Source organism: Pseudomonas sp. SDI (genome assembly GCF_003105155.1).
GTDB lineage: Bacteria > Pseudomonadota > Gammaproteobacteria > Pseudomonadales > Pseudomonadaceae > Aquipseudomonas.
In genome coordinates this window covers 187,689-208,234 of sequence record NZ_QETK01000001.1, presented here as the reverse complement: position 1 = coordinate 208,234, position 20,546 = coordinate 187,689, and the positions used below count along the sequence as shown (strand labels likewise).

Sequence of the window (20,546 nt, the reverse complement as noted above, 5' to 3'; positions counted from 1 at the left end):
GCTTACTCGGCGATCTGCAGCTTGCGCGCCGCGGTGTACACGTAACGGACCTTTTCATACTCGAACGGCGAGTTCGTCTGCCCGTAGCGGAAGCGGGTGGTGTAACGCTTGTCGATAGCGCGCAGTATCCAGACTTCCGGGTGGTTGGCGCTGACCTCGGCAACGTTGAGGAAGTTGATCCAGTTCTCGGCGCTGTAGTCCACCGCCAGGCCGCCGGTATCGCGCAGGTTCGACGGACCGAGAATCGGCAGCATCAGGTACGGGCCCTCGGGCACGCCGTAGAAGCCCAGGGTCTGGCCGAAGTCTTCGCTCTGGTGCGGCAGGCCCATCTTGGTCGCCGGGTCCCACAGGCCGGCGACGCCGATGGTGGTGTTCAGCAACAGCCGCGCGGTGATCTCCATCGAGCGCTTGCCCTTGAGCTGCAACAAACTGTTGAACAGGTTCGGCACATCGCCGAGGTTGCTGAAGAAGTTGCTGACGCCGCTGCGCAGCAAGGTCGGGGTGATGTAGCGATAGCCATTGACCACCGGCAGGAACAGCCACTGGTCGAAGCGGTAGTTGAAGTGATAGATGCGCCGGTTCATCGACTCCAGCGGGTCGTAGACGTTGAGCGCGTTCAGCGTCGAGCGCTCGAACTCGCGCTGGTCCAAGCCCGGGTTGAACTTCAGTGCCTTGAGCGGCTCGGTGAAACCGTCCGTGTCGATGGCGCTGGCGGCGGGCGGCGTTTCATCGGCGAGCAAGGGGCCGCTGGCGAGCAGGGTCGCCAGCAGGAGGAATTTTTTAACCACGGAAAAACTCCAGCATGGCGTCGCTGTTGACGCGGTAATTGATGTTGCCGCAATGGCCGCCGAGCGGGTACAGGGTCAGCCGGTCGCCGAAGGTGGCACGCAGGAAGCCGATATCGCCGGGGCCGAGGATGACGTCGTCGGCGTTGTGCATCACGGCGATTTTCGGGCTTTTGTGCAGGTAGTCCTTGAGCGCGTAGAGGCTGACCTGGTCGATCAGTTGCAGCAGGCTGCCGCCATCGGTGCGAGCGCGCCACATGGGGATCACCTGCTCGGTGAGGTAACAGTCGAAATCGCATTGCAGCGCGCGCTTGAAGAACGGCGTGAGGCTGCTGCCTTCGGTGATCGGGTACTTCGGCGGAATGATCAGGCCGCGGCGGTTGATCAGGTCGGAGGTGAACGCGATGTCGGCCGAGGAGAAGCGGAACGAGGTGCCGATCAGCATCGCCATCTGTTCATTGGACAGCTGCTGGCGCGACTGCTGGAAGTCGTAGAGCAGGGCGTCGTTGAGGTCGACGTAACCTTTCTGCTGGAAGTAGCGGGTCAGCTTGTTCAGCACCAGCTCATAGAACGTGGTGCTGCTGGTGACGCCCTTGACCTGGGTTTGCACCAGCTTGTCGAGGTTGGTGATCGAGGTGTAGAGGTTCACCGGTGGGTTGAGCAGCAGCACGCGCTTGAAATTGAAGCTGCGCCGGGTTTCGTCGAGGTGGCTGACGAAGGCGGCGTTCAGTGCACCGAGGCTGTAGCCGGTGAGGTAATAGTCGCTGACCGGCAGGCGCGGGTGCTGGGCGCGCACGCTTTGCATCACGCGGTACAGGTCCTCGGCGTCCTCGCTGCTGATCCCGGGGGTGGCAAAGCGCGAGGCGGCGCTGATGAAGTCGTAGCTGGTCGGCGACGACAGCTGCACCACGTGGTAGCCGGCTTTGTAGTAGAGCTTTTTCAGGTACTCGTTGAGGCTGCTGGAATACGGCGCGCCGGTGCCGGCAATCAGGAAGATCAGCGGTGCCGGATGGTCTTGACGGGCCAGGCGGTAGCGCAGCTTCTTCACCGGCCAGAAATTGTCCGGCAGGGTGAAGGCCCGTTCCGGGCGCAGGTTCAGTTGATAGTCGGCCTGGTTGATATCCTCGTCGCTGGGCAGCTCGGGGCGCAGGTCGGGCGGGGTAGAGGCGATGGTGGCCTCGAATGGGTTGGTCAGCGGGTAACCGTAGGTGGCCGCGTCGACGTCCCGCGCTGACGCGGCCGCACTTAGCAGGAGGCCACCCAACAGGGTAGCGAGGCGCAGTGATCGAAGCATGACGGATCCCCGGAATAAGCAAAGGCAAAAGGCGTTACGCAGGCTAGGACACTTGGCTTATCGGCAAAGTTGCCTGGCGCTCCGGCATTTATCGTCCCAGATGGTGCCGTGCCGAGCGTGGCTGCGGCAACAATTGGTTCCATTTCTCTGCGGTTTAAAGTAGCTGGCCCCGGCGCTTTTGCCTTGCATAGACGGCTTGGGCGATTATGCTGGGCGCCGATTTTTCAGATTGTGGAGTAGTGCATGTCCCGCCGATTACCGCTGATCGCCTTGCTGGTATTCCTGCCGCTGTGGCTGGCTGCCAGTTATGCCGTGCGCTATGGGTTCATGGAGGACCCGCAATGGGTCGGGCTGTGCAGCGCGCAGGTGCAGCAGTGGGAGTGCGGCGTGCGCTCGACGCTGGGCTACCTGATTCATTTCCGGGTGATCGCCTGGTTGGCGTTGGGGCTGGCGCTGCTGGCGTTTGTGTTGCCACGCTGTGCCGGCTGGGCCGTGGCCGTACTGGCGCTGGTGGTGGGGATCCCGGCGCTGGTGTTGTACACGGCGAGTATCGCCGTGTTCGCGGTGGTGCTGGCGGGGTTGCGCCTGGTGCGCAAGGGCGGTTCCACAGCCATTTGCGTTTGACCTGTAGGCGCTGCCTTTGTGGGCGCGGGCTCGTCCCGTGATTGGGGTTACTGGCCCCTGACCCGCAGGCACCGCCACAGGGCCGCCACCATCAGCACGCTCACTCCGGCCCACACCCAGGCCTGCTGGCTTTCCAGCCCTTCGCGCCAGAGTTGCGGCGCCACTCCGGCACCGACGATGAAGGCCAGCAGCGCCACCTCGGCTCGCGGCACCCGTACCGGGCGCAACAGGTACACCAGCGCCGGCAACACCAGCGCCGCACTCGGGAAGCTACGATAGCGCGGGTCGAAGACCATCGCCAGCATGCTCACCGCCGCGGCAAAGCCGGCCGCCGCTACCCACCAGCCTGCACGCGCCTGCAGCCAGGCATACGCCCGCTCACGCCAGCCGCGGCGCTCGGCCAGGGCCAGCGCCGCGTGGGCTAGCACCAGCAGGTTCAGGCCTGCCAGCAACACCGCCCAGAGCCATTCGCCGACAAACCGGCTGTTCACTCGTACCAGTTCGCCCCACAAGCCCAGGCTCGCCGCACCCAGCGCCGCCAGTAATGGCAACAGCCAGCCGGCGCGCGCATCGCGCACCCGTCCTGCCAGCAGCAAGGTGCCGAAGAACACCAGCCCACTCACCGCCAGCCACTGCGGCCAGTACGGCAGGTTGCTCACCGGCCCTTCGAGTACGCCCTTGTCCTGGCGGTCGGCGTCATACAGCCCCCAGTAACCGCCCACCGCACCTTCGCTGGCACGCTTCCACGGCTGGTCGAACGCCTCGATCAGGTTGTACTTCCAGCCATGCTCCTCGGCCATGGCGACAAAGCCGCGAATGAACAACGCCTCGTTCACCCGGCTCGGCACGGCCGTCTCGCGCTGGCGACCTTCGCTCGGCCAGCCGGTCTCGCCGATCAGGATGTCCTTGGGTGCAAAGCGGTTGCCGAACACCTGGCGAATCTCGCCCACATGCGCGAGGGCATCGCTGATGCCCTTGGGCTCGTCTTCCCAGTACGGCAGCAGGTGAATGGTCAGGAAGTCCACGGCCGGCGCGATTTCCGGGTGCTGCAGCCAGAATTCCCAGACATCGGCGTAGGTCACCGGCACCGTCACCTCGCGCTTGACCTGGCCGATCAGCTCGGCCAGGCGTGCCCCGGTCACCTCTTTGCGCAGCAGGGTTTCGTTGCCGACGATCACTGCCGAGACCACGTCGGGGTTGGCATTGGCCGAAGCGATCAGCGCCTTGACCTCCTTGTCGGTGTCCACGGCATTACCGTTGACCCAGGCCCCGAGCATCACCTTCAGGCCATACTTGCGCGCCACCGCCGGAATACCTTCCAGGCCGGCCATCGAGTAGGTACGGATGCACTCGAAACGTTTCGCCAGCAAGGCCAGGTCGGCATCGATCCGCGCCGGTCGCAGGGTGAACGGCTGGTCGAACGGTGATTGGTCCTTGGCGAACGGGGTGTACGAAGCACACTGCAATTTGTGCGTGGCGCTGGCAGCGTCCGGCAGCACCACCGGCTTGCCTAAGCCGTACCAGAGCCCCCCCAGGGCCAACAGACCGAGCAGGCAGGCAAGAACATAGGGCAGCAGGGGAAAGCGGGCAGTCGAGGGCATGGAACCAACCGGTGCAGGAACAAAGCCGCCAATACTACCTGCAAATCCCGCCAGCTAAAGCCTTGGCATGCAAAGTTCGGGCGGAGGCGGCGGTAGCGCCCGGCGCCTCGGGCCCTGCTGGCAAGGTGATGTCGTTTCTCGATGTTTCGAGGTCGCTGCCAGAGCAGGTTCGGCGACGCCTGCGGCCGATGATGCAGGTTCCGTGACGTGACGAGGGGAAGCTTTGATGAAAATGCGACGACTCCTGGGGGCGGGCACCGCTCTGGTACTGGCAATGGGCGCCCTGCAGGCGATGGCCAAGGAAGTGAGCATCGGCTATGTCGATGGCTGGTCCGACAGTGTGGCGACGACGCATGTCGCTGCCGAAGTCATCAAGCAAAAGCTCGGCTACGACGTCAAGCTGATGCCGGTTGCCACCGGGATCATGTGGCAGGGCGTGGCCACCGGCAAACTCGACGCCATGCTCTCGGCCTGGCTGCCGGTCACCCACGGCGAATATTGGGCCAAGAATAAAGACAACGTGGTCGACTACGGGCCCAACTTCAAGGACGCCAAGATTGGTCTGATCGTGCCCGAGTACGTCAAGGCGCAATCGCTGGCCGACCTGAAGACCGACGACAGTTTCAAGAAAAAGATCGTCGGCATCGACGCCGGCTCCGGGGTCATGCTCAAGACCGATCAGGCGATCAAGGACTACGACCTGACCGGCTACAAACTGCAAGCCAGTTCCGGCGCGGCAATGACCGCCGAACTGGGCCGTGCCTACGCCAAGCAGCAGTCGATTGCCGTGACCGGTTGGGTGCCGCACTGGATGTTCGCCAAGTGGAAACTGCGCTTCCTCGATGACCCGAAAGGCGTCTACGGCGCTGCCGAAACCGTCAACAACATTGGCAGTAAGGCGCTGAGCGCGAAGGCGCCGGAAGTGGCGGCGTTCCTGAAAAAGTTCGCCTGGCAGTCGAAAGACGAAATCGGCGAGGTCATGTTGGCCATTCAAGAGGGCGCCAAGCCCGACGCCGCCGCCAAGGACTGGGTCGCCAAACACCCCGAGCGCGTCGCCGAGTGGACCGGCAAATAATGGCCTGAAGCCTCTATCTCGCACCTTCTGGGGCCGCACGCTTGCAAACAGGCGTGCGGCCCTTGTCGTTCAGGGCTGTTACCGCTTCTGCAAAAGAGTTTTACATCTAAGACTAAGGTCGTCTGGAGTGCGTCCGAAGCAAGCATAAAGTGGCGGTGGGTACTACCTAATCTGTGCTGCGAGGACAAAAACAATGAACGACAGCATTTATCTATCGATACAAAACAGCCCTCGGTTCAAGGAGCTGGTAACAAAAAGGGAACGATTCGCCTGGATTCTTTCGGCGATCATGCTGGGGCTCTACTCCGGTTTCATTCTGCTGATCGCCTACGGACCACAAATCCTCGGTGCCAAACTCAGCGCGACCTCTTCGATCACCTGGGGCATCCCCCTCGGTGTCGGTCTGATCCTTTCGGCCTTCGTGCTTACCGCGATCTATGTACGTCGCGCCAACGGTGAATTCGACGAGCTGAACAACGCGATCCTGAAGGAGGCTCAGCAATGATCCGGCGCCTACTCGCAACACTGGCCATCGGCGCCTTTGCGCCGGCCGTCTGGGCCGCCGACGCCCTGACCGGCGAGGTCCACAAACAACCGCTGAACATCGCCGCGATCCTCATGTTCGTCGCCTTCGTCGGCGCGACCCTGTGCATCACCTACTGGGCGTCCAAGCGCAACAACTCGGCGTCCGACTACTACGCCGCCGGCGGGCGCATTACCGGCTTCCAGAACGGCCTGGCGATTGCCGGCGACTACATGTCGGCCGCGTCCTTCCTGGGTATTTCCGCGCTGGTGTTCACCTCTGGCTACGACGGCCTGATCTACTCGATCGGCTTCCTCGTCGGCTGGCCGATCATTCTGTTCCTGATCGCCGAGCGCCTGCGTAACCTTGGCAAATACACCTTCGCCGACGTGGCCTCGTATCGCCTCGGCCAGAAAGAAATCCGCACCCTGTCGGCCTCCGGTTCGCTGGTGGTGGTGGCCTTCTACCTGATCGCGCAGATGGTCGGTGCCGGCAAGCTGATCCAGCTGCTGTTCGGCCTCGACTACCATGTGGCGGTCATCCTGGTGGGCATCCTGATGTGCATGTACGTGCTGTTCGGCGGCATGCTCGCAACCACCTGGGTACAGATCATCAAGGCCGTGCTGCTGCTCTCCGGTGCCAGCTTCATGGCGCTGATGGTGATGAAACACGTCAACTTCGACTTCAACCTGCTGTTCTCCGAGGCGATCAAGGTTCACCCGAAAGGTGACGCGATCATGAGCCCGGGTGGCCTGGTGAAAGACCCGATCTCGGCGTTCTCGCTCGGCCTGGCGCTGATGTTCGGTACCGCTGGCCTGCCGCACATCCTGATGCGCTTCTTCACCGTGAGCGACGCCAAGGAAGCGCGCAAGAGCGTGCTGTATGCCACTGGCTTCATCGGTTACTTCTACATCCTGACCTTCATCATCGGCTTCGGCGCGATCCTGCTGGTCAGCACCAACCCTGCGTTCAAGGACGCCGCTGGCGCCCTGTTGGGTGGCAACAACATGGCGGCGGTGCACCTGGCCAATGCGGTGGGTGGCAGCATCTTCCTCGGCTTCATCTCGGCAGTGGCCTTCGCCACCATCCTTGCCGTGGTTGCCGGCCTGACCCTGGCCGGTGCATCGGCGGTGTCGCATGACCTGTATGCCAGCGTCTGGCGCAAAGGCAAGGTCAACGACAAGGACGAAATCCGCGTGTCGAAGATCACCACCATTGCCCTGGCAGTGCTGGCCATCGGCCTGGGTATCCTCTTCGAAAGCCAGAACATCGCCTTCATGGTTGGCCTGGCGTTCTCGATTGCGGCCAGTTGCAACTTCCCGGTACTGCTGCTCTCGATGTACTGGAAGAAGCTGACCACCCGCGGGGCGATGATTGGTGGCTGGATGGGCCTGGTCAGTGCCGTGACGCTGATGGTGTTGGGCCCGACCATCTGGGTGCAGATCCTCGGTCACGAGAAAGCCATCTACCCGTACGAGTACCCGGCGCTGTTCTCGATGCTGATTGCGTTCGTCGGGATCTGGTTCTTCTCGATCACTGACAAGTCGAAAGCGGCTGACGAGGAACGTGCGCTGTTCTTCCCGCAGTTCGTTCGTTCGCAAACCGGCCTGGGCGCCAGCGGTGCAGTGAGTCATTGAGGCAGCTATAAGCTGCAAGCTGCAAGAAGAAGCAGCTGCAAGCGCTAGTCTCAAGCGCCAAGCCGATCGGCTTGGCGCTTGCAGCTAGAGGCTTGCAGCTGCTTTTTCATATCTTGCCGAGCAACAACAGGATCAGCAGGATGATCAACACCGTACCGATGATCCCCGATGGCCCGTAACCCCAGCTTCGGGAGTGGGGGAATACCGGCAAGCCACCAATCAACAGCAGAATCAGGATGATGATGAGTAGGGTGCCCATGGCAAAGTCCTATATGGCGAGAGGGAGCTGTTCGGTCATGGGGAATCATGTCCGCTTGTAGTTCCGACCGCGGCGTAGGGCGGAAAGTTTTATCGATTGTTTGCCTGCGCCATTCAGCATCCTGATACAGCGTGGGGCTGCGGATCGCCTTCGCTACACTGGCCTTCACCTACAAGGCAGAACAAGGCATCCCGCTATGCAAAACCGCATGATGATCACTGGCGCCGGTTCCGGCCTGGGCCGGGAAATTGCCCTGCGCTGGGCCCGCGAAGGCTGGCAACTGGCGCTCAGCGACGTCAACGAAGCCGGCCTCAAGGAAACCCTGGCGCTGGTCCGCCAGGCCGGCGGCGACGGCTTCACGCAGCGCTGCGACGTGCGCGACTACAGTCAGCTCACCGCCCTGGCCCAGGCCTGCGAAGAGAAGCTTGGCGGTGTCGATGTGATCGTCAATAACGCTGGGGTCGCCTCGGGCGGGTTCTTCGCCGAGCTGTCGCTGGAGGATTGGGACTGGCAGATCGCAATCAACCTGATGGGCGTGGTCAAGGGCTGCAAGGCGTTTCTGCCGCAGTTGCAACGCAGCAAGGGGCGGATCATCAACATCGCTTCCATGGCCGCGTTGATGCAGGGCCCGGCGATGAGCAACTACAACGTGGCCAAGGCCGGTGTGGTGGCGTTGTCGGAAAGCCTGCTGGTGGAATTACGGCAGCAGGAAGTGGCGGTGCATGTGGTGTGCCCGTCGTTCTTCCAGACCAACCTGCTCGACTCGTTCCGTGGCCCCACCCCGGCGATGAAGGCGCAGGTCGGCAAGCTGCTGGAAAGCTCGCCGATCAGTGCCAGCGAGATTGCCGATTACATCTACCAGCAGGTGGCCGCCGGGGCGTTCATGATTCTCCCGCACGAGCAGGGGCGGATGGCCTGGCAGCTCAAGCAGCACAACCCGCAGGCGCTCTACGACGAGATGGCGAACATGGCCGAAAAAATGCGTGCCAAGGGCAAGCCGGCGCAGGCATAGCGTGGTGCCTGGGGTATCCTTGGCGCTTTTGCGCAGCGCCAGGGGTATGGCATGGTCAATTACGTTTGGTTCTTTCTTGCGGCGCTGTTCGAGATTGGCGGCTGCTATGCCTTCTACCTGTGGTTGCGGCTGGGCAAGAGCGCCTGGTGGATCGTCCCGGCGCTGCTCAGCCTGACGCTGTTCGGACTGATCCTGACGCGGGTCGAGGCGGCCTATGCCGGGCGGGCGTATGCGGCGTATGGCGGCATCTATATCGTCACCTCGTTGCTGTGGCTGGCGCTGGTGGAGAAGGCCAGGCCGCTGGGCAGCGACTGGCTGGGGGCGGCGTTGTGCGTGCTCGGTGCGACGGTGCTCATGCTGGGGCCGCGCTTGCAGCAATGAAACAGCGTAACGCCTGTAGGCGCAGGCAAGCCAGCGCCTACAGGGGGTGCCTGGCCACAGTATTTTGTAGGCAAGTTCCCCGCGAAAAGTAGGAAAAGTCTAATTATCCCAAAGCCCATTGCTGCCATCCTACTCCAGGCGCAGTCTGCCGTTTCCCCTGTCTGTGGAGGATTCGAAGATGCTGGTCATAGGACGCGAAATCGGCGAGATCATCGCCATCGACGACAACATCAAGGTTCAGGTACTGGAGGTGGACGGCAATACGGTCCGTTTCGGTATCAGCGCCCCCCGGGATATCCAGGTGCACCGCGCTGAGGTTTATCACCGCATCGTCGCACTGCGCGGCAAACCCGAAGACGCCTGATTACTCGAACAGTTCGCGCGGTACATCATGCTTGGCCAGCAATTGGCATTGCTGGCTTTCCAGGTCGAACAGGATAAACGCCTGACCTTTTGCCAACGCTTGGCGCACACGCAGTACGCGGGTTTCCAGCGGGGTATCGTCGCCGTTGTCGGTGCCGTCGCGGGTGACGAAGTCCTCGATCAGGCGGGTCAGGGTCTCGGCTTCGAGTTGGTCGTAAGGAATCAGCATAAGTAAGGGCATCGGTCCGCAGGAGGTTTCGCACATGCTACGCGAAACCTCCTGCGGCCGTGACTAGCGCTTGTTCCCCACCAGGCTGTCGACGGTCGGCACCCGGGTCTCGCTTTCCATCTGTGCCGTGTGTTCCAGCTGGTCACTGAAGCGCTCCGGCGGGCTCAGCAGGTAGGCGCTGAGCAGGCGGCTCAACGCCGCCAGGCTCCCACCAGATAAACCAGCGCTCAACGTTTACCTCTTACCCCGAATCAACTCTCGCAACATAAACCGATTCGGATGGCACGCCTGGGCCACAGCCAACGGCACCGGCAACGGCCCACCGCTGACCCAGGCGGCAATCAGTTCGCCGGACAACGGCGCAGTGATCAGCCCGCGCGATCCATGCCCACTGTTCACATAGAGCCCCTCAACCCATGGGCAAGCCACATCAGGCACCTGCCGTGCATCCTTGGCCAGCAGCGCATACGCCTCGGCAAACCGCTGGCGATCCGCCAGCGGTCCGACCATCGGTAAATAATCCGGACTGGTACAGCGAAACGCCGCGCGTCCCTGCAACGCCTGAGGGTCCAGCCCGGCAGCCCCGAGCCGCTCAGCCAGGTCCGGCGAAATCTCGTCCAGCAAGCCAAGGTTGCTGACATGCTCGGCCACGGTTGGCGTCACCTCGGTACTGTGGAAATCAAAACTCGCCCCCAGCGTATGCTCACCGAGGCGCGGTGGTGCCACATAGCCCTCGGCGCAGACCACGGTGGCCAGCGCCTGGCTCGCGTCGGTCATCGGCAAGCGGCTGATCTGCCCGCGAATCCGCTTCAGCGGCAGCGCTGCACACGGCGCAAAGCGATGAATGTCTGCGGCCCCGGCCAGCACCACCAGCGGTGCGCTGGCCAGCAAGCGCTCGCCGTCCCAGGCCTGCCACAGCCCCTCGACCTTGCGCAGCTCCAGCACCTCATGATGGGTCAGCAGCCGCACATTCGGCTGCCGTGCCTGCCACTCGCACAATGCCGGCGGATGCACCCAGCCACCTTCCGGGTAGAACAATCCGCCACTGGCCAGCGCCACCCCGGCCTGGGCCTGGGCCTGGGCACGATCCAGCCGTTGCAGCAGTTCCGCCGGGAACGCCTCGGCCAGCCGCGCCTGGCGCTGCTCTTCCTTGTCGTCGAAGGCCAGTTGCAGCACCCCGCAATCATCCCAGTCACGCCCACGCGGCAACGCTTCCAACACGCGCCGGGTGTAGCCGTAGCCACTCAGGATGAACCGCGACAGCGCGGTACCATGCGCAGACAACTTCAGGTACAGCACCCCTTGCGGATTGCCCGAGGCTTCGCGCGCCGGCGCTGCATGCCGCTCCAGCAGCGTCACCTGCCAGCCGCGCGCGGCCAGGCTCGCCGCCGTCGAGCAGCCGGCCAGGCCGGCGCCGATCACCAGTGCTTGACGCGGCCCGCTGAGCGGCGCCGGGCGCTGGTACCAGGGCGGCGAGGGCGGCTGCGGCTGATCTTCCGGCCAGCCGAGAAACAACCCACGAGAGATCTCCCATTTCTTACCGATACCGGGAATGCGTTTCACCTTGAACCCCACCGCGCCCAGACCGCGGCGCACCCAGCCGGTGCTGGTGAAGGTGCCGAGGGTTGCCCCTGGTGCCGACAAGCGGCCGATCTGTGCGAACAGTTCCGGGGTCCACATGTCCGGGTTCTTTGCCGGTGCGAAGCCGTCGAGGAACCACGCATCGACCGCCGCATCCAGTTGCGGCAATTGTTCCAGGGCATCGCCGATCATCAGCGTCAAGGTTACCCGGCCCTGCTCGAAGACGAACTGCTGAAAGCCCTCGTGCACCGCTACATACTGTGCCAGCAGCGGCGCGCTGTACGGCGCCAGTTCTGGCCACAGGGCCAGTGCGCGGGTCAGGTCGGCGCGGGTCAGCGGGTACTTTTCGACACTCACAAAATGCAGCCGCGCCCCCGCCGGCGCGCATTCGGCGAATACTCGCCAGGCACAGAAAAAATTCAGCCCGGTGCCGAAACCGGTCTCGCCGATCACCAGGCACTGGCCGTCGGCCATGGCCGCAAAGCGCTGGTGCAGGTCGTTCTGGTCGATGAACACATGCTGGGTTTCGGCCAGGCTCTGCTCTTTCGAGAAGTAGATGTCGTCGTACTGCCGCGAATGCGGGCGGCCCTGTTCGTCCCAGTCGATCTGGGCGTAATGCAAGGGCGTGGCGGAGGTATCGGTCATGGTCGGCTCGGTAACGGCGGGTAGGCCATTCTAGCCGATCGTTCGACGACAAAACGCTGCGGCGTTGACAGCGAAGACCGGGTGTTGAGCCCGGTCAACAACGTCGGTAAACCTAAGTTGACCGGTGTGCGCTATTCGTAGCCATCGAGTATGGATTTCTTGAACTGTTCAAACGGAAACTCATACCACATGGGAATGCCCTTGATCGTTGCGCCAGGCAAACTTGCGTAGTCAATCGGCTTAAGTTTTACCTCCCCTGGAACGGTGAAGGCACCGGGCGGGGTGGAAAAATCAACGCTGACGTACGGCTCGCCCGTTCTACTGACAGGCCAGCGCTGAACGGCCCGGTCCTGAGCGCCGACGAGGTTGAGCTCCCCGCTGGCGGTCCTCTCGATATGGAAGCCCTGGAGCGAGGCGGTGTATTTCATTACGCCCGGTATCGGGGGGAGACCCTGCCTGAATATGCCAAATACAACATATTCGGGATAGTTAACCGGCACGATGCTCGGGAACGCGACGGCCGTTCCATTTTCCTTTGCCATACAGACGGCCAACCAGCCGGAGCCTCCAAACTCGACGGGCTCGCTACCGCTGGGAGCATAGTCGAACGCATCGATTGTCCGAACGCTCAACTGCCAGGGAAACGTAAAGTCTTTAAGAGGGGGCGCCAGGTTATTGGTGTAGGTGGCCAAGACAATGCAGGCGTTGTCATTGACGATCCGAATGACTGGAATAAAGCGGCAACTGTTCTTCGCCACCGTGTAATCCATCACAGGCTTGGTCATGGTAGACATGGATTTGTTGGGGAGCGAAAACCAGGAAGGTAGAAATGAATAGCGTTCGTCGCTACTCAAATACACGGTTTCATTGCTCGGGCTGGTGACTGTCAGGGCGAAGCCGAACGGGGCGGCTGAGAACGTTTCAAAGTTCGCCATGAAGTAATCGTAGATTTTCACGGCACCACGCAGTACGCCATCATTTCTCAGGGTGCGCTCGAATGTGGCGACGGTATGTTCATAGTCGGCACCAGAGAAATACTTATCACCGTCCTCCCGGCGGTTCCTGAGCTCTTGTCTGGAGCGGCTAACGTACTGCGACAGCAGCTCACTGAAACGCGCTGCCATCGTACTATCGATGTGGGTTCCCCGGATGGCTTCAGGCAAGTCTTTTATGTAATTAAGGTAGGCTGCAAAAATCTGTCGAGCTGCAATGAAAAGGTTGTGCTTTACCAGAAAGAACCCTGTTTTCGTCGGTACGGCAATTTTGCTCTTCAGCGCAGGCAGGTATTTGCTGTAGCTCTCGAAGCCGAAACCGCAAATGGCATAGTCGCCAAAATCAATATCACCCGAAGCGGAGTTTTCCCGAGCGCTGGCGCGCAGGCGTCTCGCGGCGGGTAAGGTTGAAGGTATTGCTTCTATCGCTGATGGGCTGCTGACCGCGACATCCGAGAACTTCAGCTCATCAACAGATTTCTTGATCGCCGAACTGTGCCGATTCAACGCCTCCTGAACCTGAGCACGACTTTCGTCCGGCTTCTTCTTGCACTCATCCCAGTCAGGCAGCGAATGGATGTCTCCACCGTCTTTCAGCAGGGCCTTGAGTTTGAGGTAGTCAACCAGGTCCTTGTTGCTGTTCAGGTTCATCTTCACCGGCGGAAGACCATCGCCTTTGCTGGGCGGGGTGATCTTCGGGATGTCCGGTAACTTGGCAGCGGTGACGGGAATGGCAATGGCCGACGGTGGGCGTTGAGTAAGGGTGTCGATGCTTTTTTCGGCATAACTGGTTATCAACGTCCTGGCCCAGTTCATGGCGGGCGACTCCGCAGGTACCCCACACACATTGGCGGTCAAGGTACCCTGCGAGCCGGCGGCTTGCTGGCTTTTGGCGTACTCGGTACAGGCGCTGGCGCCGCCTCCCACGCCGCCAACGGTGATGCTGCCACCCCATTTCTGAGCGTTCTGAGTGGCGCGGGAAGTGTATTGAACGCTGAGGTTTCCGGCCGCGCAGCTTATGAGCTCGAGGCTGGTAATGAAGCCGTGCCCATAGTCTTCCTGAAAGTCCATATATGCCGCCAGCCAGTCTTCCGGTGTTTCGGCGTTGGCAATGGCATCATAAGCTTCTTTGAATCGGGGAGTGGCGCATTGATACAGCTCGGCGGCAGTAACGTCCCTGGACAGCTTGATTTTATAATCGCGCACCGCGTAACCGACGGTTAACTTCATGCCGGAGGCCGTTGATAGCTCGCCTGCGCTTTGGTCGGTATGAAACTCTAGGGCCACGCTGCACAGCGGGAAGTTAGCACTTGCCTTTGCCGCGGCGCTGACGCTCCATGCGCTTTGCTCTTCTTTGGAGTAGGCATTGGCCTGGATGGTCATTTCCCCCCTTGGCTGATTGCTCGTTAACCGTGAGAGCGAAGCCAGAGCGGCCATGTCGAAGGCATGCAGGTCCGTGACAAACTCGCGGGTCAGGTAGTTCATCACCCCACCAATACGGGCAAACCCGTAGTCTGTTGGGATCTTTAAATCGTCGTTGCTCATTGCGCGACCTCCTTGGTATTTGCGCTACGCTTCACTGTCCATTGAGGGCCCAACCCCCAGCGCCAGCGTGTTCAATCGAACGCACGCTCTGCGGGCCCAGCAAAGGGCGGTTCGTGTTGAAAATCTACCTTAAGCACTGTGTGTCTGCACGGGGGCGTTTCCAATATAGTGGATACCTACCGCTCCACGGTGCCAGATCATAAAGGAAGCCTGGTATGTTCGAATCCGCCGAAATTGGTCATAGCATCGACAAAGAAACCTACGACGCCGAAGTGCCTGCGCTGCGCGAGGCCTTGCTTGAAGCGCAGTTCGAGCTCAAGCAGCAGTCGCGGTTCCCGGTGATCGTGCTGATCAACGGCATCGAAGGCGCCGGCAAGGGCGAGACCGTCAAGCTGCTCAACGAATGGATGGACCCGCGGCTGATCGAGGTGCGCACCTTCGACCAGCAAAGCGACGAAGAGCTCGCCCGACCACCGGCCTGGCGCTACTGGCGGGCACTGCCGGCCAAGGGGCGGATGGGCATCTTCTTCGGAAACTGGTACAGCCAGATGCTGCAGGGGCGGGTACATGGGCGGTTCAAGGATGCCGTGCTCGACCAGGCTATCAGCGGCGCCGAGCGCCTGGAGCAGATGCTCTGCGACGAAGGTGCGCTGATCTTCAAATTCTGGTTCCACCTGTCCAAGAAACAGATGAAAGCGCGGCTCAAGGCGCTCAAAGACGACCCGCTGCACAGTTGGCGGATCAGTCCGCTGGACTGGCAGCAATCGCAAACCTACGACCGCTTCGTGCGTTTCGGCGAGCGCGTGCTGCGCCGAACCAGCCGTGACTATGCGCCGTGGCATGTGATCGAGGGTGTCGATCCCAATTACCGCAGCCTGGCCGTGGGCAAGATCCTGCTGGAGGGGCTGCAGACCGCACTCAAGTCCCAGGGGCCGGTGCCGCGCCAGACCAACATCGCACCACTGGGCGAGAGCATCGACCAGCGCAGCCTGCTCGGCAGTCTGGACATGACCCGGCGGCTGGAGAAGAAGGATTACGAGGAACAGTTGATCACCGAGCAGGCGCGCCTGGCAGGCCTGCTGCGCGACAAGCGCATGCGCCGGCACGCGCTGGTGGCGGTGTTCGAGGGCAACGATGCCGCTGGCAAGGGCGGGGCGATCCGTCGGGTGGCCGCCGCGCTGGACCCGCGCCAGTACCGCATCGTGCCGATTGCCGCACCCACCGAAGAGGAGCGCGCGCAGCCCTACCTGTGGCGGTTCTGGCGGCACATTCCGGCACGCGGCAAGTTCACCGTGTTCGACCGCTCCTGGTATGGCCGGGTGCTGGTGGAGCGGGTCGAGGGCTTTTGTACCCAGGCCGACTGGATGCGCGCTTATGGTGAAATCAACGATTTCGAGGAGCAACTGAGCAACGCTGGCGTGGTGGTGGTGAAGTTCTGGTTGTCGATCGACAAGCAGACCCAGCTGGAGCGTTTCCAGGAGCGCGAGCAGATTCCCTTCAAGCGCTTCAAGATCACTGAAGAAGACTGGCGCAACCGCGACAAATGGGACGTTTACTCGGAGGCGGTGGGGGATATGGTCGACCGCACCAGTACCGAGATCGCGCCATGGACGTTGGTCGAGGCCAACGATAAGCGCTGGGCCCGGGTCAAGGTATTGCGCACCTTGAACGAGGCACTGGAGGCAGCGTTCAAGAAACAGCGCAAATAGTGCCAGGTTGGGCAGCGTTCAGCTTCGGCGTATCGAGGCGATTTTTTCGCTCGCCTCCTTGTAACTCGGCAATCCGCCGCCGATGTCGAGGTTGTTGTAGGCGGGAGGATGGGCGTTCTCTTCCAGGCGCGCGATGGCTTCCGTGTTACCTCTCAGTCGGGGATCGCGGGTGCTCAGCCGCGGCAATGGCCGCGCGGGGACGAAGCGGAGCGGATTTCGTGGCACCTCGTCCGGCATGGTATCGACGGGATGCTGGTTGCCCCAGTCGGGGGGGCGTGAGCTGACCACCGGCCCCTCGTGGGTGGCTGCCGGGCTGCCCGAGCGTGCGGTGCCTGGCTTGTGTTCCAGCAGCCCGCTGGGTTCGCGCTTCAGTCTTATACCGAATTTGAGTGCATCGTCGCTGGCCGCGGTGCTTCCTGAGCTCGTCGCGGCGATCTTCTGAATTGCCCTCGACGCCTTGGGTTCGGCACTCGCGCCCAGGCCAAGCATCTTGGCGATGATGCTGATCGGTTTGTGTCCATCCGGGTCGACATGGTTGATCGGGTCACCCAGCGCATAGGCATAAGGATTCAAGCCGCCGTTGCGGAAGGGGCTCAGGCTGTCCGGGCTGTGAAAGCGCATGATCGCGCTGTTGAGCAGACGGTAATCGCCCAGCAGGTAATGCCCGCTGACCGATTCAGGAAACTCTCCGTTGAACCCAGGCAGATCGCCTTGCGCCTCGGTTCGCCAGCGATAGCCATAAGGGCTATAGCTGAGTGCTTGGCCAACGGCGCCCTGGGCGTGCAAGACCGAGCGGTGTCCGTCGCTGGCTAGCAGGGCCGAGCCTTCGCTGGCGCCGCCCCATTGCTGTAGGGCCAACAGCTGGTTGTCCGCTTGCACCAGACTGCGTCGTGCGGTTGCCGACAGCTCGGTTACCGCTTGTTTTGCGCGGTAGAAGCGCTGGGTCACCAGGCCCAGGCGTTCGCTGGCAGTCAACTGGTCCAATGGGTTGTAGCGGTAGCGACAGCCTGAAGCTTTACCGGTGCGAGTCATGTGCGGGCCCTTGTGCGGGTGGCGACGACGCTCAGGTTGAGCGCGATGGGGTGTTGCCACAACTGGCAGAAATGACAGGTCCCACCGCGAGCCACTTCAGGCGGGTGTCCGCGGCTCAACTGCGGCGTCTGATGGTGTCTCGTGTCGTGGCTGGAGCAGGCTCTGGACTTCTCCTCGTCTGCAAATATGGCGCTGGGGGGGCGGCCTGCGTCACGCTTTCATAAGAGGGGGGCGGGGGCTCGGGAAACAGGCTGTCATAGGCCGGCGGCGAATCGGACTGCGCTATAGGGGTTGCGGGCGCTGGGTGCTGCGGTTGGCGGGCCTGGACGACGCGTCGGTAGTATTCGTCGGCTATGGGGTTGGCCCCGATCAGGCGGGCAGGCTGCGCAGTAGCGGAACGGGAGGGGCGGGAGGCGGCCGGTGCGGCGCTGTGTTCGGCTCTGATCAGGTCGTCATCAACCCGTGTCGAGCTGCCCAGTGGCCGTTTCAGCAGCTTGAACAGCCGTGAAATGGGGCCATGGCCGCTAGGGTCTTGCTGGTTGACTGGATCGCCAGCGCAATAGGCGTAGCTGTTCAGCCCTCCTTGCGCAAACGGCGAGGCGCTATCGGCGGCGATGAAGCGCATCAGCTGCGGGCGGTAATTGCGGTAGTTACCGAGTAGATAGTTGTCAGTAAGCGGGTCCGGCCATTCGCCATTGAAGCCCGGCACAGCGGGCAACGAGTCGATTTGCGAGCTGTAGCCGTAAGGTGTGTAGTTCGATTGCCCGAGCGGCAACTTGCTGGTCAGCAGCAGTGAGCCGCAAACGTCGGTTGCCAGTAGGGTTGAACTGGGCAACCCGTTCACCCATTGCCGTTGCGCCAGCAGATGCCGCAGGTGATTGAGCAGTGTGTATTGCGCCTGGTCGTCAATCTGCGTCACCCGGCGCTGGTTACGATAAAAGTGCTGCTGGGCGCCTGGGGCATGGGTGCGGGTTTCACGCAACTGGTCGGACGCCGTGTAACCGTAGCGGCATAGCAGGCTGGCGCGAGAAACTGCCATAGGATGCTCCTGAGGGGGCGGGATGTGCCCATGCAGTGTGCGCGGCGAAGGGGGGGAGCGAAACTGGCATAAATATCAGTTGACCGGGCTCACCTGTTACCGCAGCCCTTAGCCGCGGTGACAGGTGTTCGGGGCGCTGTGTCAGCTCTTGCCGCCGGCCTCCAGCATCTTTTCTGGCCGCACCCACTGGTCGAACTGGGCGTCGGTCAGGTAGCCCAGGGCCAACGCCGCCTCGCGCAGGGTGGTGCCCTCGGCGTAGGCTTTCTTGGCAATTTCTGCCGCCTTGTCATAACCAATGTGCGGGTTCAACGCTGTCACCAGCATCAGGCCGCGCTCCAGGTGCGCGGCCATCTGCGCGGCATCCGGTTCGATGCCGGCCACACAATGCTGCTGGAAATTGCGGCAGCCATCGGCGAGCAACACGATCGACTGCAACAGGTTGTGGATGATCACCGGCTTGAACACGTTCAGTTGCAGATGCCCCTGGCTTGCCGCCACGCCGATCGCCGTGTCGTTGCCCAGCACCTGGCAGGCCAGCATCGACAGCGCCTCGCACTGGGTCGGGTTGACCTTGCCGGGCATGATCGAGCTGCCCGGCTCGTTTGCCGGCAAGCGCACTTCGGCGATCCCGCCACGCGGCCCGGAGCCGAGCAGGCGCAAGTCGTTGGCCAGCTTCATCAAGGCCACTGCCAGGGTTTTCAAGCCACCGGCCAGCGTCACCAGCGGCTCATGCCCGGCCAGCGCGGCAAACTTGTTCGGTGCGGTGACGAACGGCAGCCCGGACAGCGCCGCCAGCTCGGCGGCGATGGCCTCGGCAAAGCCATGTGGCGCGTTCAGCCCGGTGCCTACTGCCGTGCCGCCCTGGGCCAGCTCGCACACCGCCGGCAGCGAGGCGCGGATCGCCCGCTGGGCATAGTCGAGCTGCGCGACATAAGCCGACACTTCCTGGCCGAAGGTGATCGGCGTGGCGTCCATCAGGTGGGTACGGCCGGTCTTGACCAGGTGCTGATGGCGCGCCGACAGCTCGGCCAGCCCTGCCGACAGCTCGGCAATCGCCGGCAGCAGTTGTTCCTGCACAGCCTTGGCTGTGGCAATGTTCATCGCCGTGGGGAAACAGTCGTTCGAGCTTTGCGAGCGGTTGACGTGGTCGTTCGGGTGTACTGGCACCTTGCCGCCACGGCCCTTGCCAGCCAGTTCGTTGGCTCGCCCGGCGATCACCTCGTTGACGTTCATGTTGCTTTGGGTGCCGCTGCCGGTTTGCCAGACGACCAACGGAAACTGCGCGTCGTGCTCGCCGGCGAGCACTTCGTCGGCGGCCTGTTCGATCAACCGGGCGATGTCCGCGGGAAGGTCTCCGTTGCGGTCGTTGACCCGCGCGGCGGCCTTCTTGATCAGCGCCAGGGCGTGCAGTACCGCCAGCGGCATGCGCTCCTTGCCGATGGCAAAGTTGATCAGCGAACGTTGCGTCTGCGCACCCCAGTAGGCGTCGTCAGGAACTTCGACCTGGCCCAGGCTGTCAGTTTCGATACGGCTCATGCGGCTCTCACTCCTTTAACGGTCCGATTCCGCAGTTTAGGCCCTGAATCGACAGGCCGGTTCCATCGCCTGTCGCCCCCCTTGAGCAGTACGGCCGACTCGGCGCAGAATGCTCTACTCTTGGGTACACCCTTTACTTTCAATTCAAGGAATTCAGATGACCCGTCTTCGCGCCCTCTGCACGGCTGTTGCGCTGGTCTGCGCCAGCGGCCAGGCACTTGCCGACACCGCCAGCCACAACGCCAGCGCCGAAAAATTCCTGGTCATGGCGCATGCCGACAAACTGGGTACCCCGGTCTACATGCAGGTGCAACAGATGTTTGCCCAGCGCTTCGAGCAGACCAAGGCCCCGGCCTCGAAAAAATCCGTGCTCGACAGCTACCAGGCCAAGGCCAACGCTGCCCTGGACCAGGCCATCGGCTGGAACAAGCTCAAGCCGGACATGGTCAAGCTCTACACCAGTACCTTCAGCGAACAGGAGTTGAAAGATCTGGTGGCCTTCTACCAGTCGCCGCTGGGCAAGAAAGTCCTGGAAAAAATGCCGCAAGTCACCCAGCAATCGGCCCAGCTGACCCAGCAGAAGCTGGAAAGCGCGGTGCCGGTGGTCAACAAGCTGCTGGCTGACATGACCAACGAGTTGGACCCGAACGCCGGCAAGGCCGCTGCGGCCAAGAAACCGTAAGC

The 20,546-nt window shown here is 62.2% G+C and carries 19 protein-coding genes and 1 pseudogene; 9 read left to right on the top strand and 11 right to left on the bottom strand.

Annotated elements, in window-relative coordinates; genetic code table 11:
• Positions 1 to 2: 2 nt before the first annotated feature.
• Positions 3 to 788 (bottom strand): VacJ family lipoprotein, encoded by a 786-nt coding sequence (locus tag DCO48_RS01040; protein ID WP_116548775.1) that lies wholly within the window; start codon positions 786 to 788, stop codon positions 3 to 5.
• A complete protein-coding gene (locus tag DCO48_RS01035; protein ID WP_116548774.1) occupies positions 781 to 2,079 on the bottom strand; it encodes a serine/threonine protein kinase in 1,299 nt (432 codons plus the stop codon). The genes DCO48_RS01040 and DCO48_RS01035 overlap by 8 nt, the downstream gene beginning before the upstream one ends.
• 243 nt (positions 2,080 to 2,322) lie before the next feature.
• Between DCO48_RS01035 and DCO48_RS01030 the strand changes: the two genes are divergently transcribed.
• Complete coding sequence (locus DCO48_RS01030) at positions 2,323 to 2,703, top strand: hypothetical protein (RefSeq protein WP_116548773.1); 381 nt, start codon at positions 2,323 to 2,325, stop codon at positions 2,701 to 2,703.
• Between the two features lie 47 nt (positions 2,704 to 2,750).
• On the opposite strand, the gene DCO48_RS01025 is transcribed toward DCO48_RS01030, so the two are convergent.
• Positions 2,751 to 4,304 (bottom strand): beta (1-6) glucans synthase, encoded by a 1,554-nt coding sequence (locus tag DCO48_RS01025; protein WP_116548772.1) that lies wholly within the window; start codon positions 4,302 to 4,304, stop codon positions 2,751 to 2,753.
• A gap of 226 nt (positions 4,305 to 4,530) precedes the next feature.
• Between DCO48_RS01025 and DCO48_RS01020 the strand changes: the two genes are divergently transcribed.
• The 3 genes from DCO48_RS01020 to DCO48_RS01010 all read left to right on the top strand — a co-directional run bounded on the left by DCO48_RS01020 (position 4,531) and on the right by DCO48_RS01010 (position 7,539).
• The gene (locus DCO48_RS01020; RefSeq protein WP_116548771.1) at positions 4,531 to 5,379 is read left to right on the top strand and encodes a glycine betaine ABC transporter substrate-binding protein; all 849 of its coding nucleotides are present in this window, start codon (positions 4,531 to 4,533) and stop codon (positions 5,377 to 5,379) included.
• Between the two features lie 193 nt (positions 5,380 to 5,572).
• The gene (locus DCO48_RS01015; protein ID WP_116548770.1) at positions 5,573 to 5,884 is read left to right on the top strand and encodes a DUF485 domain-containing protein; all 312 of its coding nucleotides are present in this window, start codon (positions 5,573 to 5,575) and stop codon (positions 5,882 to 5,884) included.
• Positions 5,881 to 7,539: a cation acetate symporter gene (locus DCO48_RS01010; protein WP_116548769.1), complete on the top strand. Its 1,659-nt coding sequence runs from the start codon at positions 5,881 to 5,883 to the stop codon at positions 7,537 to 7,539. The genes DCO48_RS01015 and DCO48_RS01010 overlap by 4 nt, the downstream gene beginning before the upstream one ends.
• A 106-nt stretch (positions 7,540 to 7,645) precedes the next feature.
• On the opposite strand, the gene DCO48_RS01005 is transcribed toward DCO48_RS01010, so the two are convergent.
• Positions 7,646 to 7,798, bottom strand: coding sequence for a DUF3309 family protein (locus tag DCO48_RS01005; protein ID WP_116548768.1), 153 nt, complete (start codon positions 7,796 to 7,798; stop codon positions 7,646 to 7,648).
• Between the two features lie 196 nt (positions 7,799 to 7,994).
• Between DCO48_RS01005 and DCO48_RS01000 the strand changes: the two genes are divergently transcribed.
• From DCO48_RS01000 to csrA, 3 genes are all read left to right on the top strand, one after another.
• Entirely contained in the window at positions 7,995 to 8,810 is an 816-nt protein-coding gene (locus DCO48_RS01000) for an SDR family oxidoreductase (RefSeq protein WP_116548767.1), read from the top strand.
• A gap of 51 nt (positions 8,811 to 8,861) precedes the next feature.
• Complete coding sequence (locus tag DCO48_RS00995) at positions 8,862 to 9,191, top strand: YnfA family protein (protein WP_116548766.1); 330 nt, start codon at positions 8,862 to 8,864, stop codon at positions 9,189 to 9,191.
• Between the two features lie 178 nt (positions 9,192 to 9,369).
• Positions 9,370 to 9,555, top strand: a complete 186-nt coding sequence (gene csrA / locus DCO48_RS00990; RefSeq protein ID WP_116548765.1) for a carbon storage regulator CsrA — start codon at positions 9,370 to 9,372, stop codon at positions 9,553 to 9,555.
• Here the strand turns inward: csrA and DCO48_RS00985 are convergent, their stop codons facing one another.
• The 4 genes and pseudogenes from DCO48_RS00985 to DCO48_RS00970 form a co-directional block, all read right to left on the bottom strand.
• The gene (locus DCO48_RS00985; protein WP_116548764.1) at positions 9,556 to 9,783 is read right to left on the bottom strand and encodes a YheU family protein; all 228 of its coding nucleotides are present in this window, start codon (positions 9,781 to 9,783) and stop codon (positions 9,556 to 9,558) included.
• 63 nt (positions 9,784 to 9,846) lie between these two features.
• Positions 9,847 to 9,990, bottom strand: a pseudogene (locus DCO48_RS00980) (osmoprotectant NAGGN system M42 family peptidase); the annotation flags it as partial.
• Positions 9,991 to 10,017: 27 nt separating this feature from the next.
• A complete protein-coding gene (mnmC, locus tag DCO48_RS00975; protein WP_116548763.1) occupies positions 10,018 to 12,009 on the bottom strand; it encodes a bifunctional tRNA (5-methylaminomethyl-2-thiouridine)(34)-methyltransferase MnmD/FAD-dependent 5-carboxymethylaminomethyl-2-thiouridine(34) oxidoreductase MnmC in 1,992 nt (663 codons plus the stop codon).
• Positions 12,010 to 12,140: 131 nt separating this feature from the next.
• Positions 12,141 to 14,546: a hypothetical protein gene (locus DCO48_RS00970; protein WP_116548762.1), complete on the bottom strand. Its 2,406-nt coding sequence runs from the start codon at positions 14,544 to 14,546 to the stop codon at positions 12,141 to 12,143.
• Between the two features lie 215 nt (positions 14,547 to 14,761).
• Here DCO48_RS00970 and pap point away from each other — a divergent pair, with 215 nt between their 5' ends.
• Positions 14,762 to 16,255, top strand: a complete 1,494-nt coding sequence (gene pap, locus DCO48_RS00965; protein ID WP_116548761.1) for a polyphosphate:AMP phosphotransferase — start codon at positions 14,762 to 14,764, stop codon at positions 16,253 to 16,255.
• Positions 16,256 to 16,273: 18 nt separating this feature from the next.
• On the opposite strand, the gene DCO48_RS00960 is transcribed toward pap, so the two are convergent.
• The 3 genes from DCO48_RS00960 to DCO48_RS00950 all read right to left on the bottom strand — a co-directional run bounded on the left by DCO48_RS00960 (position 16,274) and on the right by DCO48_RS00950 (position 19,862).
• Positions 16,274 to 17,287, bottom strand: a complete 1,014-nt coding sequence (locus DCO48_RS00960) for an RHS repeat-associated core domain-containing protein (RefSeq protein ID WP_116548760.1) — start codon at positions 17,285 to 17,287, stop codon at positions 16,274 to 16,276.
• 115 nt (positions 17,288 to 17,402) lie between these two features.
• Positions 17,403 to 18,326 carry an RHS repeat-associated core domain-containing protein gene (locus tag DCO48_RS00955; protein WP_116548759.1) on the bottom strand — a complete coding sequence of 308 codons (924 nt, stop codon included), beginning with the start codon at positions 18,324 to 18,326 and terminating at the stop codon, positions 17,403 to 17,405.
• Positions 18,327 to 18,467: 141 nt separating this feature from the next.
• Positions 18,468 to 19,862 carry a class II fumarate hydratase gene (locus DCO48_RS00950; RefSeq protein WP_116548758.1) on the bottom strand — a complete coding sequence of 465 codons (1,395 nt, stop codon included), beginning with the start codon at positions 19,860 to 19,862 and terminating at the stop codon, positions 18,468 to 18,470.
• A 157-nt stretch (positions 19,863 to 20,019) separates the two neighbouring features.
• Here DCO48_RS00950 and DCO48_RS00945 point away from each other — a divergent pair, with 157 nt between their 5' ends.
• Positions 20,020 to 20,544 carry a DUF2059 domain-containing protein gene (locus DCO48_RS00945; protein ID WP_116548757.1) on the top strand — a complete coding sequence of 175 codons (525 nt, stop codon included), beginning with the start codon at positions 20,020 to 20,022 and terminating at the stop codon, positions 20,542 to 20,544.
• Positions 20,545 to 20,546 lie beyond the last annotated feature (2 nt).